We start from the raw sequence: 17,048 nt of genomic DNA, 5'->3' as shown, positions 1-17,048 counted from the left end.
CATGCCTGCTCCTGAATATTTTCTAAGGGAACATATTTACCTGAAAGCTATGCTGGTTATTTTCATACTGGTAGACGATCGCAAAACCATAGAGGTGACAGATGGCCTGCACAATGGCCAGCCCCAAGCCAATACCTTTGGATGCTGCATCTGACTTATAAAAACGGGAAAATACCAGGTTAGCATCCAAGGCGGCATGTGTACTCGTATTGGACACGGTCAGTCCTTTGTTCGTTATACGGATATTCACCTCACCCCCCAGTTTATTGTGGAACAACGCATTCCGCAGGAGATTTGACACAACGATGTTGGCCAAAGCACTGTCCATTTGTACACTCAGCTGATCTTCTTGAACAACATTTATGCTTACCTTTTTAAACGCAGCAATAGCCTCCAACTCCGCCACAATATTCAGCACCAGGGCATTGAACGGAAGATCCGCGTTGTGCAAAAATTGTTTATTCTCAATTTTACTCAGCAGCAACAAGGATTTATTGAGACGAACAAGCCGCTCGGCAGTTGCTAATACTGCTGCCACAGTCTCCGCCTGTTCCTGGTTTAGCCCCCCCGTCTCCGCCATTATTTCTAATTTGTTGATCATAATGGCCAACGGTGTCTGTAATTCATGAGAAGCATTGCCAATGAACTGTTTTTGCTGTTCATAGCTTTCTTCGTTATGGTGAATTAAAGTAGCCACAGCAAGCTCGAGATCTTTAAATTCCTGGATCTGCGTATCCATAGCAGGCTTCTCCTTGGTTTTGCCCAAACGGAATCGTGTCAACTGATCCAAGAAAGTATATAATGGCCCCCATAAACGTTGTATGACGACTTTATTGATGGATACGATACTTATGACCAACAGAATAAATAAAATAACAACGGAATAAAAGAGATTCTTTTAACGGTACGGGCTCCTTCCTAATGAATAAGCAGCGTTCATTGAGGTCCAACACGATGTTGCCCATTTCCAACGTATGCTTACCTTCCCGTTGTTTCCTTCGCAGCACAGCTTTAATCCGTGCGGTCAGCTCCGCAATGTGAAAGGGTTTTGTCAAATAGTCATCGGCTCCAAGCTCGAGTCCCTTTAGCTTATCGTCCAAAGAATCCTTTGCCGAGATAATAATTACATTATCGGACTTGCCTTCATTTTTGAGCTGATCGAGGATCTGCAGACCATTTCCTCCAGGCAGCATAATGTCGAGCAATATACAATCGTAGTCATATACCGCAACCTTTTCAAGTGCTGCCTGGTAATCTCCGGCGGTTTCTACCGTATATTCTTCTTTGATTAATGACGCTTTGACTATTTCCCTTAACTCTTCTTCATCTTCAATTAGGAGTACTTTCATCTTACCTTCTTTAACGCAATGAGAACCTTTGTAAATACCAACGATATGCCAATTTTAAATGACAATTCAAACACACAATTGTTTCTGACAAAGATACCTTGAATTTGGGAAAGATTTAGGAATATACTGCTAGCCTCCTATTTTAAACTGACATCCAGGTAAACCGAATGACGTCCGTAGGTATCATAAAACGGTTTATAAAGCACATCATCAATATAAAATTCCAATGTTTCGGGATTCCCTTTAATCGACTTCGCAATATCGTTGGCGTTTAAGGTTACTTTACGCCAGTCTTTTCTTGCTGCAGGTTCCTGGGCTGCCAATAAGATCGGCCCATAAAATAGGCTGGCAATATTGGGCTGATCCATAACCGGGTCCAGATGAAACTGAAATGGCATTTTAAGGTTGATCACATCCCCATCTTTCCAGTTACGGTTTAAGGTCAGGTAAGTTCCCGGCTCAGCCTTGATTTTTTGATCGACACCATTGATTGCAACAAAAAATCCCTTTGTTGCCCAGCTTGGCACCCGCACATGAAGTTCAAATTTGCCATTCCCCTTTATCTTAAGCGATGTTTGATCCGCTTTCGGGAAACTTGTTTGTTGCTCGACTCTGATTCCGCGTTCCGTCCAATGTAAAGTAGAAGGAATATACAGATTGACATATAGCTCCTGATCATCCTTGCTCTTAAAATAGATCGTATTCTGCAATTTGGTACTGCTCTCAATAGCCGTACCGTTGCAGCAGGTAAAGCCTTTCATATCAGCATTTCCAAACTGCTTGATAGATCCCGCGCGTAAAGGCACATGATAGGTATTTGCTGGACTATTTTCTGCAACGGAAGCTAAGATATGATTGTATAATCCACGTTCATAATAATCCATCAACTCTGCGCGCTGATCGAACATAAACAGGTCACTTGTCAATTTCAGCATGTTATAGGTTGCGCAGGTTTCGTTCTGCCCGCCTGCAGAAAATCCATTTTCATATAATGTCGCCGGCTCGCTAATAAAACATTCGGCATTAGCCGGATTTCTTGCCCCAGCCACACCACCGATACTATACATATAATCGTTGGTGGCTTTATACCAAAAGTTGTCTGCTATTTTATAATATTCAGGCTCATTGGACACCCGATATAGTTCCATACTGCCCACAATTTGAGGAATATGCTGATTGGCATGTAGCCCTCTAAAAGTATCTACATTTTTGGCCAGTCCATGTGCATGCGCTGCATTGCCGTAGAACATATCAATATTGTCAAATAAACGGGCGGTTTTTAAATAGTTCTCTTCACCCGTTATACGGTATAACCTCGCCATCACTTCATTCATCCCACCAAATTCACCGGCGATATAGGTATTCCACATTTTGATCAGTGTGTCGGTCGGGACTTGATTTAAACGTGTATACACCCAGTTGCCCATTCCCTGCGCGATCTGCAATGCTTTTTTATTTTCACTTACCTCATAAACATCCAACAGGCCGGCCAAGATCTTATGCAGGGTATAATAAGGAGCCCAAATTTGGTTTTTCTGCCCGCCATATTTTGCACCATGCTCGAGCATAATAAACTGATCTGGGGGATAGGCGCTGATAAAACCTAGCCCCCAGTTCCAATAATCGGTGCGGATTCCTTCGTCACTCAGGTCAGAATCATAAGCCGATTTACCGGGACCATAAGGTACCGCAACAGGATCAGCGACATAGGCTTGCCCCGCTTCTTTCCCTTGCCTCGGCGCGCCCGACAAGTTTGACAAGGCATAAAGCACGTTGACCATGGTATCCATCTTCCCCATAAATTTTGACTGGAGCGCTTTATCATATCCTGTGCTCGCATACGCCTGTGCAATTGCCGTCAGGTAATGTCCTGTAGCATGACCCCGCAGTTTGATATCCTGACTGTCCCACACTTCCAAAGGTTTCGCACCTGCTGGTTGCTTCTGCCCAAACGCGTGACGAAACATATAAAGGAATGAATTGGGATCCGATTTTGCCAATGTATCAATGAATTTATCGCGATTTTCAATAAATTTGGTCTGCTGATGTTTTTCATCCGTATTCAGAGAAACTTGATCCAGGTGAAAAGGTGCCAGCTGCAGGCTGGGCAGGCTAGCTTTGGCCTTTCCTTTTACGGTGATGATTGCTTTGGGTTTCAGATCAGTCCCCGGAACTCGTCCGGTAATGGTGTAGGCCGTTTGTTGCAGGACGGTACTATTGTCTGTAGGTGCGGGCCATAACACACGTACTTTATGCCCTACCATACCGTCTTTGTAAGTCCCGACGACGTAACTCGGCAATCGGGGTAGCTCACCAACCTCCGTTTCTACGTTGACATCACTGACACTGGTCAGATACGCATTATAAAGCTGCGCTTTATTCATTGGAAAGCTAGGCAGATCGTCCTCGGCTTTACCTTTAGCACTACGGTCTTCGTGCACACCTTTCAGCGCATTTCCGTATACCGTGCTGATCTGGTTCCGGCTCAGCGGCACACGATAGATCCGAAAATCGTGGAGCAAAGCATTTAAATTCGAATTGCCACCTACCAAAGATTTTCCGATATACAACGTCCTTTTGCTACCCGTTTGTCCGAAAACCGCGCTTAGTTCCTGTGGAATATCCTTAGCTTCTCCAACTGGCACAGCATCTAAATACGTCTGCATAGAACCCGCAGCTATATCAACCACAATAGCCAGATGCACCCACCTGTTTAAAGGGACAGCCGGCGAAACTGCATTTTTCGATTCGCCCTTCCTCTGGGAGATTATTCCCTGATATCCCTTTTTCAGATCCGTTCCTGTTGCTGTTGCAGCAAAATGCCGGGCTATATCCTGTCCGAAATCGAAGAAATATTGCTCCGGCTGAGCTGCATGTAAGTATAGCCAGCCTGTTATGCTGATGGATTCCAAATCGGAGAGCGCCTGCGGTGGCAATACGATAAAATTATCCTTTCCGCCAGCAAGAGACAATACTTTGGTGAATTGCTTATCTGCAACAAATGAAGCTTTTTCGCCCTGAAACTTGCCATGGAGTCCGTTCCGTGACCAGTCCTTTAAATCACCATTAAAGGTATAGCGTACCACCATACCCGTTTCACCAATACCATCCAATATTTGGTCTCCCCCCTGCGCCACAGCAACATCTATCGTTTTGATAAAAAGTATAAAAAATGCTGCAACATATATCTTGTATCTTTTCATATCACTATCTTTGAGTTCGCCATAATGTTGTGTCCCCATCCTCTTTCCCTCAGGGTTTTCCCATCTCTAACCTACATTCAAAAATGGCTTGCGCTTTCTTATTCTTGTTAAATTGACATTTATAAAATTAATGACAATAGCGCATTATACATAGGTTTATTTTAGCCTATAGTCTCCAGATTTTAACTAGTGACCCTTTTTGCTACAATCTTAGAAGATCTGTCGTGTTGATTAAACCTTTGGGGAGAACGGTGAACTTGGCTGCTTCTTACCGAAAACATCTCCTATGAAAAACAAAAAGGTTCGGGGGTAATAATTACCTTCGGACCTTTTATGATTTAAACAACTTCATGATCCTTGGTTCAATCCGATCACTCAGGATATAAGCTATCGCGAGCATAAAGATGATCACAGCAGAGAGAAGCAGATATTTGCTCAGATACATGTACAGATGATTAAAAATAATAAAACCTATATGCTGATGAACCAAATAAAGCGGGTAGGTCAGCATGCCAATTTTAACAAATATGGGCGAATTGATCGCCTGGAGTTTTTTACAGGAAACCAGTAACATAAGCAGGTAAAATACAACGATGGAAGCTCCAATAATATAAGGAGAAAAGCCACTGTGAAAAGTACGCTCCAGCCAATGAATACGGCCTACGGCAGCATCGATGGAAATGTACAGGCACCAGGGTAAGGCGACAACATACTGCATTTTTGGCCCATGCAAAAAAATCTGGCAAAATATAATTCCCGCAATAAAGTAGGCACTCCAATCCAATAAGAAGAATTCGTGAAGTGCATCATAAATTTCCGATGGACCAACAAAAAAGCGTAGACTGGACAATAGCAGCCAAAAATAAACGAGGTAATCCAAGCGTATTTTTATAAAGCGGTTCAGGATCAAGAATAACGCTATTATCAGGTAGAATTTCAGCTCCACATAGAGCGACCAATAGGCGCCATCAACATCTCCTTGTCCCAACAGTTTTTGCACCATGGTCAAATTGGCCAATAGCTGTACACATGTAACATGATAACGTGGGGCTCCCCAAAAATAGGTCACCACAAAAGTCATCATCAGGCAGATCCAATACATCGGATATAGACGCTTAAAGCGGGAGTAGCAGAATTTACGCAGCGAAAGATGCTTCATGGAAAAGGCAATTACAAAACCACTGATGATAAAAAATAGATCAACACCTAGATAGCCATATTTAACATATTCACCAACTCCCTCAAACCGTAAAAGAGACATATTCCCAGCCGCATATCCCCGATACAGATAATGATACAATACCACAGCAGTTGACGCGATAAAGCGAAATAGATCAATTTGGTAGATTCTTTTTGACTCTGACATTTGGCAGTAAATATAATCAATTATCTTCCCTGTTTTTCCAGCGTGGTTTTACATTCTTGAAGTTCATTTTATTTAGTTTTCTTTATTTTACTGCTTTACTGAAACAAAACTAGCCATGCATCGTTTAACAAAGATTACACCATAGAAAAAAATGGTTAATTTAGAGCATTAGAATCCAACTGCTTAGCAGTAGAAAAAAGAGAGCTATGAAATTCGAGTTATCATTTACTAATCAAGAGATTACTCCTTGGGGCAAACCGTTTTCTTCATACGGAGATTACACGTTCAGATAGGGCTCTTGGTCAAATTTTCGATTGGAAAAAACACCGGGTCAAGATGCGCATAAGCGTTATTATCGCTTGCGTAAATGAGGTAAAAATGGTTGCTAACTTTTGGCTCAGGGCTATTTTGGAGCAGAGAGCGTTAACCTGAAAGCATTTTATGCAACAGAAGCTGCCTTAATATTCTCCAAGATAGCCTATAATCTAATGCCGCTATTCAGAATATTTATGATTTTACAGAAAACAACCTCCATCATCAACGTCATCTTGACGCGCTGAAAAATATCGTCGAAAAATACCCTATCCGTGAGATGCTGAAAACTTCGCCCATTTTAAATGAAACACTTCTTGATCATATCAATCAACATAAAGCCCAAGTCATTGCTGGATAAGCGATAAATGAAAGACGCGCCTGCCTTATAAAAAGGTTTTAAAATACGCTATTGTCTTGGAGAGCCCTTCTTCCAGTTGAACTGTAGGATTCCAGTCCAAGCTTTTCTTAGCTAGCTCAATATCTGGCTTCCTTTGCTGCGGATCGTCTTGGGGTAAAGGCAAAAATTTAATCTTTGATTGTGATCCCGTCTGCAAGATAACCTGCTCCGCCAATTGCAAAATAGTAAATTCATTGGGATTACCGATATTGAGGGGGCCAATAAAAGACTTTTCTGTAGCCATCATACGGATCATTCCTTCCACCAAATCATCTACATATTGAAAACTACGAGTCTGATTGCCATCACCGTAAATGGTAATATCCTTATGCTGTAAAGCTTGCATAATAAAATTTGAAACTACCCTCCCATCCCGGGGATGCATACGTGGACCGTAAGTGTTAAATATGCGAACAATCTTTATCGCAATATGATGTTGGCGATGATAATCCATAAAGAGCGTTTCAGCACAACGCTTTCCCTCATCATAGCAGGATCGAATACCGACAGGATTTACATTTCCCCAATAGCTTTCTTGCTGCGGATGAACCTGTGGGTCGCCATAAACTTCACTAGTAGAAGCCTGTAGAATACGAGCATTCACCCGCTTCGCAAGACCAAGCATGTTGATAGCCCCCATAACCGATGTTTTAATGGTTTTAATCGGATTATACTGATAATGAACGGGACTTGCCGGACAGGCCAGATTATATATTTCATCGACCTCAGCCAAAAAAGGCTCCGTCACGTCGTGCCGCACAAGCTCAAAATAGGGATTCTGCAACAGATGAACAATATTCGATTTATCCCCTGTAAAAAAATTGTCTATACAAACCACTTCATTCCCATCGTTCAATAAACGTTCACAAAGATGGGAACCTATAAATCCAGCTCCACCCGAAACCAGAATTCTCTTTTTTAAGTTATACATATATCAATTTATAATTTCGAGGTTCTATCGATTAGATGCTGCGTCCATTAGCGGAATACGAAAGCCGAAACGGGAGCCGACATTTTCTTTTGACTCAAAAAAGAATGCTCCACCACCACGCTGAATAAAATGATAAACTACCCACAAACCTAAGCCTTTACCTTTCTCACGCATAGGAGTAATCTCACTCTCCTCCTTCATTTGATCCAATAGCTGACGCTGTGCTTCCATACTCATTCCTACCCCCGTATCGATAATTTCGACCATAGCATCATCCCCGTGGCGAGACAAATTAAGCTTGATCAGGGAACCTTCGTGGCTAAACTTCACAGCATTAATTAAAAGATTTCTTAACATACTTTTCATGATATCTGCATCAAATAAGATCTGCAAACCTGGCTGTAATATTAATTGTATTTCGATTTTTTTCAATTTAGCTGTGGGTTGAAGTGTTTCCACCACACCTGTAATCATTTCATCAAACTCGATTTCCTGAGGCATATAACTTAACACGCCCAGGCTATTTTTCGTCCATTTGAGCAAATTGTCCAAGACACTAAAAAGCTGCTCGGCAATATCATTACCTGTATTGACCATATTGTCATATCCAATACTACTACCCTCAGGACTCATGGTCAAAATATTTAAGATCATTTTGAGTGAAGAAATCGGACTTCGTAGATCATGTGCCAGAATAGCATACATTCTGTCCCGATTTAATATTGCTTCCTGCAGTTGCGCCGTCTGTTTAGCAATTGTATTCCCCGATTCAATAAGGTTGATCTGATGTTTAATGCGTTGAAGCAATTCCTTTTTATTAAAAGGCTTTGGAATATAATCTACACCGCCACTGTCAAATCCCCGCACGACATCATCCGGAGATTTTAGATTGGTAATAAATAGCACAGGAATATGCTTATATTGATCCAAGGCTTTTAATTGCTTAGTGAGATCAAACCCGTTCGTCTCCCCCATCATGACGTCCATTAAAATAAGATCTACTCTATGCTTTTGCAAATTTTCAAAAGCCCCTCTGGCACCAGAAGCGGAGAAAACGTTGAAATGCTCGCGTTCTAAGATCTCTTTTAAAACAAAAAGATTAAGCTCAGAATCCTCTACTATGAGTATATTATACATTGAATAATCGATTTCCATAGATAATTAATAGCTTGTGTGGACATTAAAATTTATAAATCAATATTACAAGAATAATTACTTAGATCGTAGCAAAAATGTTATCTAACATCAATTTATTTTAAAATCAACCAATACAGGAAGATGATCACTGTAGTCAATATTTCCTGTTCTGTAATTTATAGCTTGTAATACGTCTCCAGAAAAGAAGACAAAATCTATGCGAAACAGCTTCATTAAATTACTGTAAGTATATCCATACCCATTACCTGCTTCGCGAAACGCATCCTTCAAATTTCCTTTAATTTTATGATAACTATATGAATTGGGGCTATTGTTGAAATCTCCGCACATAAGCATCGGAAAAGGGGATTTATCCATCACGCTTTTTAGATGATCTGCCTGAGGGCCTCTTAATCTAAAATTTCTTGATAAGGTATTGAGAGCACCCAGCCAATTTGCACTTCTGTTTTCCGCAGGAATTAGATCTCCTTTGACCTGATTCCAGTTTGTTGTCTGCAGATGGCAGTTGCCGATCCGAATTTTATGTTTCTTATAAGATAGATCTGCAAAGATCGCACAGTTAGGGCGTTCATCAAACGAAATGGTCTGTACCGAGTCTAACGGAAATCTACTTAAAATAGCAAGTTGACTGTGCCCTGAATTATTTCCTGTCATGATGAAATACTGAAACTGACCAAACGTACGCTTCAGTTCCGCCAGGGTACAATTAGCTGGAACTTCTTGTAAACAGAGTGTATTTATATGTTGTGCATCGATATAAGCTGCGATCTGATCCATAGATGATAGATTATAAACCATTTTAAACTCACGAACATTATACGTCGCTACACGTATATCCGTTATTTCCTCCGATCGTTCAGGATTGTTTTGAACGATTTTTGTAAAATAATGAAAGTTGGCCAATATCGCTATTAATGGGCAAATACTATACCAACTATGTTTATACAATCCAATAATTAAAAACACGAGATTACAGCATAAGAGGGCAGGCAATAACACACCGACCCATTGAAAGAAAACGGTCTTCTGTGGCGGGATATACAAGCCCAAAAACGAAAACGAAGTGACGAGTGCGACCAATACAACAATGCATCTCATCAATAATACCGAGATCTTGATCGGTTTATACGCTAGTTCTTCTGCCATATAGCAAAATTTAAACTTGCTTGCCAATAGGCAAAATTATAACAAAAGTAGTGCCCTGACCTAACTCCGACTCTACAGTTATCTCTCCATTCATCTGCTCGATAATTCCTTTACAAATGGCCAACCCTAGGCCAGTGCCCTTATCGAGGGGATTGATCTTATAAAATCGCTTAAAAATAGAATCCTGCTTTTCTTTAGCAATACCGATACCGTTGTCTTTTACATAAAACTCTATATGATCTTCTTTTAAACTATAACCAACATGTATAACACCATCCTGTGGTGTAAACTTTAAGCTGTTATTAATTAAATTGACAAGAACCTGAATGACTCGCCCACGATCCAGCCAAGCCACTAATTCCCTTTCGGGAATGTCAAAAATTATCGCTGGTTGATCATCATTTGGTAGAAAACTTAATGATAATTCATTCAGTATTCCTTTAAGGGAAACATCCGAATTCTTTAATCTTACTTTACCCGCATCCATCTGCGACATTTCCAGTACATCCGTTATCAACCGTAGCAGCTGATTGCTATTTGCATTGAGGAGCTCACCATACTCCTTTCGCAGCTCAGGATCTGGCGTATCGGCAATAATACTTCCAAATCCCATGATTGCACTGAGTGGAGTTCGAATTTCGTGATTCATATTGGAAATAAAGGCCGATTTTAAGCGCTCAGATTCCTCAGCCGCTTCTTTAGAACGCAACAGCTGCTCTTCGTAACGAAGCTGATCCGAGATATCCCGCTTGATGGTCCATACAATATCTTCGCCATTACCGTTTTTAATCATTAAAGAACTACATTCTGAGCCAATAATATCCAATTCCGGATACAGCGTATCACAACGAAATTGATAATAACCCGAAGCAGAAATTATTTTTTGCACAGATAGGTCCCAAGCTTCTTCCGTTGTGAACTCCCGCAGGCATTCAAAAACTTTTAAGTCAGCAATCACCTCTTCTTCTTTCAGACCATTTTGCTGTCGGCATGCCTTATTTGCAAAAGCCATTGTCCCATTTTTATGACAAGCAAAAATACTGTAGGGTGCTTTGTCAACAACAGCAAGCACCATTTCAAGTTCATTTCGATTCTTAATAAAATCGCTTACATTTTGGGAAAAACCATGTATAATATGAATATTGTTTTCAAGGCGTTTGGCATATTTTGTTGCCCGGACATAGGTAATGGGAGCATCGGCCTGATTTATACGATATTCGAGGGTTTTATGTTCAATTGCTTCATTATGCAAAAAGTTATACATCTCGTTTCGGTCATCTGGGTGAACGTGCGAGAGCAGCTCTTGCAAAGATATTGTTTCAGGATTTTCCAGATTTCTTTTTCGTAGATTCGAATAGCCATTGAATGTAAATTCTCGTTGTTGTAGATCATAAGTCCAATGACCGATCATAGCCACTTTTCCAACCTCAAGTTGTGCAGTCAATACCGATCTAAGGCGGTACTTCATGTTACTGCGTTGCGTAATATCCCGATATTGGCAAAGCAGATGTTCCTCGTCAAATTTATGAATGATGAACTTAAAATAGTACATTTGTTCATCTGTGGGCAGGTCGTAGTTTTGATTCGATGTCTCTCCTTTATGACGGCAAAAGGCAAGTTCCCGCTTAATCAGAGTCGATGTTGGCTGGGGAAATAGCGCCAAAATATCTTGACCGATTACATCAATATTAGGATTTAGAATGGGATTATTTGTTTTCATAATCGCGTCCACACAGATATTATCATTATTGATTAATAACAATGTATCGCAGGTTATCTTCAATACTTTCTCTAGGTATCCTAAATCATGTAATATTTTTTTCTCCATCATATTTTTAAAACTATTTCCTTTGAGATTTTTCCCATCCACCGATAAATCCTCTATTAAATAAGTAGTAGATACCCCGTATCACATTCATGTTCATAAACAGAAAGTAGTATGGAATATAAAATACTTTGTAACTATTCGGATCATCCTTCGTCGCATAACCCAAAAGAGCACAAATATAGAAAAGGCATTGGAGCCAGAAAATGACATTAAACACATTTAGCAATGATGAGCTCCAATATCCAAGAACTGCTGACAAAGGTAAAAGAGCGAATAGGGCAAAAGGTGTAACAGACCAACGCAACACACGATGTGAGATATATTGAAAAGTCAGCTTCCCAAATTTATATCCGTTTAATAGGGGCAGTAATCGCCCAATCGATTGCCATCCTCCAGCAGCGATACGCCTTTTCCGTTTTCCTTCCTCTTCCATATTCAGCGAACCATATTCAACTGCGTAAGCATCCGCTGTGTATGCAATACGGGAGCCATTTTGTGCGATGCGCATTGACAGCATAAAATCATCCAACAAGGTATCTTCTTCCATCACAGCGAAAAGAACTGTCCGTATGGCAAAGAGTTCCCCTGCAGCTCCTACAGCAGAATAAAATTTGAAGTCTAATTCTTTTAGTAGCGATTCATATTTCCAATACGCTCCTTCCCCTTTCGACGAAACTGTATCATCATCACTAAAAGCCACTCTTTTTTCACCCGAGACACAGCCAATTGTCGGATCATCAAATTGGCCTGCAATGATCTTCAACGCCTCTGCGTTAAGTAAACAATTCGCATCACTAAAGACCACAATTGGAGTCTTTACATATTCCATACCATGATTAACGGCGGCTGTCTTACCTTTCCTTAAGGGCGAATTAATAATTTCGACCATGGGATACTGTTTTAACAACTCATGACTATGATCAGTACTTCCATCAATAACCCACAGAATTTTTAATTTATCTGCAGGATAATCTAGTGCGAGGCAATTCAGCATTTTCTCTGGGATGACTGCAGACTCATTGTAAGCTGTAATAAACAAAGTCAATGAGGGAAGATTATTTTCGTCACTATTTTGATACGCTTCCTTCATTCTATTACGGTATGGAAATAACCTTGCCAATATAAAAATTACGATAGCATAACCGATATAGGTATATAGCACTAAGGATATACAAGTCCAGAAGACAAATTGAAGCATAGGCGGATAGAATTTAGACAAAAATAGACAATTATTTTTACTGAATCCTATTCGATTCCTCATCCTGGTAATGCTTTTTTCCCGAAAATAGCCCACCCATGGATGTTATCGCTTTGCGCAACCTAACAAAAAAGCTATTCGCAAGAGATCCGTCGGCAGAGATTGTATTCTGTCCCGTCATCGCCCGCGCCTTTGAACTTCTAATAAAATGAATCTTTCCATAGGCCTTAAGTCCCAAAGCCATTGACCCGTCTTCCCCACGTTTTATATCTGTCCGAAAATTAACCTTTCGCCCCAGCTCGGTCTTAAAGGAAAAAACCATCCCCCGCACGCATAATTCAGGCCTTTTTATAAATTGCAGGTTCAGGTAAATATCCCGAAGTCCTTCATAAAACCAAAGGAAAGTTCTCGACTGCCCAGCTTGGGGCAAGAAACTCCACAAACTGCATGTGGCTGATATACCTGGCCTATCTAATAATTTCACATGCATTTCAGCGTAGCTTGGGGGATACATGGTGTCTCCATCTACGCAAAGCATAAATTTACCCCGTGCTTGATCAAGACCACATTGCCTAGCAAAGCCCGGCCCCTGCTTTAGTTCATTGTGATAAGTCGCACCAAGTCGCTTTAAAAGTGATTCCGTTTGATCCGTGGAATTATTGTTAACGACAATTAATTCCATGGGCAAATGACAACGCTGTTCTGCTAAAGACCAGAGACATGCCAAAAGCTTCTTTTCTTCATTATAAGCGATGACCACAATACTTATAATTGGGTCAGAACTTGAAGAAAGCTGAATCTGTGCCCGAACCTTCTCGATAACATCATTATCTACAGAACCCACTTCTTGGTCATAGACCTTCGCATATTGTGTATACCATTTAGCCATCCTAGCGTCAATTATTTTATTAAACATTAAATTGCTTGCAGCACTTTATTCATCTGTTCGGCCCATGATAAGTCCAAAATACTATTTCGAATACAGGATGGGTCAAATTTTTCCTTCTTTAAAAATTCCAGTATTTTAGTGATATCAATAGCGGATTCATCAGGACTCGCTTTAAGTACATAAGGTTTACTGTCAAAATCAGCGTCAGATTCCGAATAGATAAAGGGAATTCCACGCGCGGCATATTCTCTATTTTTTAAGGTTTTTATGACCTGTATACCACTGCGATGACGGCCTAAACTACCGATTGCAAAGTTGGCCAGATTAAATATGGCATCCAATTCTTCTCCCCAAAGCGGACCGTGTAAGACGACGTGTTGCTGAAGATTGAATTGTGCTATCGGTTCCAAAATAGATGAGCGTTCACGTTCGCCGGTAAATTGCCCCACCAAGTGAAAGATAATTTGGCAATCAGGGTGACTTTGTTTATAAATACCAAGCCCGCGAACCAGCCGGTCAAATCCATGCCAATAATGTATTTCCGCAACGCCCAGCAAATGGATCGTTCGTTTTTCTGCTCCTTCCTGCGGTTTACGAACTGGAATGGCACTGAAGTCTATCCCATTGGAGATAGATATCGCTCGCTGCCCAAAAATTGTTCGAGCATCAGAAAAAGTGACAAAAGCATCCAATTGTTTTGCTAGCTTTTTACGATAAAGACGATCGACCGCCAATTCGAGGCGCATGCGCAAGGTGACATACTCCTGATCATAGGGATAAGTCGGAATCTCCATTAACACTTTTGCGCCCGAAAGCCGCATCATCTTCACCATGTTTAATGTGAAAGGATTGGCATTATGGTCAGACCGGATATAAATCAGTTGGAACTTATTTTTCTGTACGTATTCTGAAATCGCCCGATAGTCTATCCGTTTACGTATTTTGGCTATTGGCCCTCTACCGAAATCCACAAGAATCTCGTTTCCAACCTTCCATACGCGCGAACCGTCAGCCTCTACACTGTAATAACATAGTATAACATCCACACCGATAAATTTCAAGCCATTAATTTGACCCCATATTTTTTTACTTATACCATTATGTTCGCTAAAACCATGGAATACTAAAAAAAGTACCTTATACGATTTATCTTTCACTGGGACCTTCACGTTCGACTGTTTTTAAATACTTTTGATGCTGGACTGGAAAATACGAAAAGAATATGAATACAAGAAATTGGTTTCTTTTTATTATGTTTGAAAAAACGAAAAATCACATTCGTTTATTTAGCCAGATATTAAAAACACTACATGAAAAGTTTATTTTTTCTCATTTATATTTTTGTATTAAGTCTTTTTTTCGGCTGCGTGAAAAACAAAGATTTATATCATCCCCCTGCAAATTTAACGCTTTCAACTAAACGTCTGGAAATAGGATTTAACGAAGAAAATGTGTCTTTCACTATAAAATCAAATTATCCTTGGACAATTTCGCTCTCCAGCACAGCTTTAAAAGCAAATACACTATCAGGAAGTAAAGGCGAGGAAGCAACGGTTCTCCTTACAGTAGCGGAAAATAATGAAGAGGACAGAAATTTTGCTGTGACTGTAAAGTCTGATCGCGAAGAACAAACCCTAAACATCAGGCAGCTGGGTAAAAATTTGGCGAAGACAGCTAGCGATATTAACATCTCAAAATTCGATTTACTGCCAGACCATAATGAGAATATCCATATTCCAATTTCTTATTTTAAAGATGGACAGTTTTTAGGAGATCAGCAAATTAATTATTATCAGGCCGATCTTTCAGGTCTAGTGGCGTCTTGGCAGTCAAATGCAGTCAAAGTAATGGTAGAAGAAGCTGTTCAGGTGAGTGGTGAAACTAAAAATAACTTCTTAAAGCCAATTAATTTTAAGTTCTTTGCTAAAGATAACAGTTACAAAGAGATTCAAATCAAAATTAGGAATGCAGAAAAGCCATCAAGCTTACCCTTACTAATTTTGACAACAGATGATAATAAAGATATTACAAGCAAAGAAATTTGGAGCAAGGGTAAATTCAAACTTGACCCTCAAGGTCATACTAGCATCCATTCGTCGGCCGGCGTAACTGAAATTCGAGGCCGTGGTAACAGTACATGGGGATTCCCCAAAAAACCTTATGCACTTAAACTTCAAGATAAAGCGGTGGGTCCATTTATGGGAATGAATGCCCATAAAAGATGGGTATTACTAGCAAACTATGCTGACAAAACAAGTTTGCGAAATCGCATTGCCTTTGAGTTGGGAAAAAAAGCAGGCCTAGCCTGGACACCAGATTCAAAATATGTAGAGGTTATATTAAACGGAAGATTTTTGGGGAATTACTTACTAACAGAACAGATCAAGATTGACGCTAAAAGGATAGCTATTGAAGAAGTTGATAACAAAGAAAGCAATCCCGAGAGGATTACTGGGGGCTGGTTATTGGAAGTAGATCGTTATTATTCAAACGGTGAAACTCGCTACTTTAGACCAGCGATTTCTCAACTTCCGATCATTGTCAAAGAACCCGAAGATGCCAATGATCTTCAAATGAATTACATAAACGATTACTTCAATCAGCTCGAGAAAGTAATTTATCCGAGTTGGCCAAAAAACACACAATTCTATCAAGAAAATGCAGAGCTAGCGGGCATTCCTGATAGTAGTGAATATGGCAAATTGATCGATATCAACTCGTTCATTAATTATTGGATAGTCCAGGAACTTACCGAAAATAGAGATAGTCGTCTTCCTGGAAGCGTTTACCTATATAAAGGAATCAACAAAAAGTTGTGTATAGGCCCATTATGGGATTTTGACCAAACTACTTTCTTAGGGTCACAGTCCTGGCTGCATGCCGATTACATACCAACCTCATCAGAATACACAACATTAGAATATAGAGCACTTTATTATAAACAATTATTTCGGGATCCGAAATTTAGAAAGAAAGTCAAGGAGCGCTGGGAGACATTATATGGCGCTTTTTTAAATGGAATCCCAGCTTTTATTGATCAAGAACTTGCTAAAATATCCGAATCTTTGGATCAAAACTGGATCGACGTTGGCGAAGCAGAAACTATGGGCATCTGGGGTTTAACTGCATCTGAAAAAAGTAATGGCGGACGCAACCATGATAAAAATTTAAAAAGTAGCGAAGCAATTTTACGTTTGAAAAAGTACTTTTTGCAACGTTTAAATTGGATGGATACACAGATAAGAAAATGGTAGCCTTTATTCAAATG

12 protein-coding genes are annotated in these 17,048 nt (G+C 40.2%); 1 reads left to right on the top strand and 11 read right to left on the bottom strand.

Annotation, left to right across the window (positions count from 1 at the left end; translation table 11 throughout):
• Positions 1–22 precede the first annotated feature (22 nt).
• The 11 genes from B2O97_RS01555 to B2O97_RS01505 form a co-directional block, all read right to left on the bottom strand.
• The gene (locus tag B2O97_RS01555; RefSeq protein ID WP_286766808.1) at positions 23–859 is read right to left on the bottom strand and encodes a sensor histidine kinase; all 837 of its coding nucleotides are present in this window, start codon (positions 857–859) and stop codon (positions 23–25) included.
• Complete coding sequence (locus B2O97_RS01550) at positions 831–1,349, bottom strand: response regulator transcription factor (protein ID WP_286766807.1); 519 nt, start codon at positions 1,347–1,349, stop codon at positions 831–833. Before B2O97_RS01550 ends, B2O97_RS01555 begins: the two co-directional genes overlap by 29 nt.
• Before the next feature lie 137 nt (positions 1,350–1,486).
• Complete coding sequence (locus B2O97_RS01545; RefSeq protein ID WP_286766806.1) at positions 1,487–4,552, bottom strand: beta-L-arabinofuranosidase domain-containing protein; 3,066 nt, start codon at positions 4,550–4,552, stop codon at positions 1,487–1,489.
• A 331-nt stretch (positions 4,553–4,883) separates the two neighbouring features.
• The gene (locus B2O97_RS01540) at positions 4,884–5,918 is read right to left on the bottom strand and encodes an acyltransferase family protein (RefSeq protein ID WP_286766805.1); all 1,035 of its coding nucleotides are present in this window, start codon (positions 5,916–5,918) and stop codon (positions 4,884–4,886) included.
• Between the two features lie 698 nt (positions 5,919–6,616).
• Positions 6,617–7,561: a UDP-glucuronic acid decarboxylase family protein gene (locus tag B2O97_RS01535; RefSeq protein ID WP_286766804.1), complete on the bottom strand. Its 945-nt coding sequence runs from the start codon at positions 7,559–7,561 to the stop codon at positions 6,617–6,619.
• 24 nt (positions 7,562–7,585) lie between these two features.
• Entirely contained in the window at positions 7,586–8,698 is a 1,113-nt protein-coding gene (locus B2O97_RS01530) for a hybrid sensor histidine kinase/response regulator (protein ID WP_286766803.1), read from the bottom strand.
• A 108-nt stretch (positions 8,699–8,806) separates the two neighbouring features.
• A complete protein-coding gene (locus tag B2O97_RS01525) occupies positions 8,807–9,865 on the bottom strand; it encodes an endonuclease/exonuclease/phosphatase family protein (RefSeq protein ID WP_286766802.1) in 1,059 nt (352 codons plus the stop codon).
• A 10-nt stretch (positions 9,866–9,875) separates the two neighbouring features.
• Positions 9,876–11,696, bottom strand: a complete 1,821-nt coding sequence (locus B2O97_RS01520) for a sensor histidine kinase (RefSeq protein ID WP_286766801.1) — start codon at positions 11,694–11,696, stop codon at positions 9,876–9,878.
• A gap of 10 nt (positions 11,697–11,706) precedes the next feature.
• Positions 11,707–12,954 (bottom strand): glycosyltransferase family 2 protein, encoded by a 1,248-nt coding sequence (locus tag B2O97_RS01515; RefSeq protein ID WP_286766800.1) that lies wholly within the window; start codon positions 12,952–12,954, stop codon positions 11,707–11,709.
• Entirely contained in the window at positions 12,929–13,780 is an 852-nt protein-coding gene (locus B2O97_RS01510; protein WP_286766799.1) for a glycosyltransferase family 2 protein, read from the bottom strand. Before B2O97_RS01510 ends, B2O97_RS01515 begins: the two co-directional genes overlap by 26 nt.
• A 26-nt stretch (positions 13,781–13,806) precedes the next feature.
• Positions 13,807–14,949, bottom strand: coding sequence for a hypothetical protein (locus B2O97_RS01505; RefSeq protein WP_286766798.1), 1,143 nt, complete (start codon positions 14,947–14,949; stop codon positions 13,807–13,809).
• 141 nt (positions 14,950–15,090) lie between these two features.
• On the opposite strand from B2O97_RS01505, the gene B2O97_RS01500 reads away from it, so the two are divergent.
• Entirely contained in the window at positions 15,091–17,034 is a 1,944-nt protein-coding gene (locus tag B2O97_RS01500) for a CotH kinase family protein (RefSeq protein ID WP_286766797.1), read from the top strand.
• Positions 17,035–17,048: the final 14 nt, after the last annotated feature.

It is taken from the genome of Sphingobacterium sp. UBA865, assembly GCF_002295765.1.
In the GTDB taxonomy this organism is placed as follows: Bacteria; Bacteroidota; Bacteroidia; order Sphingobacteriales; family Sphingobacteriaceae; genus Sphingobacterium; species Sphingobacterium multivorum.
This window is presented reverse-complemented; position numbering and strand designations above follow the sequence as displayed.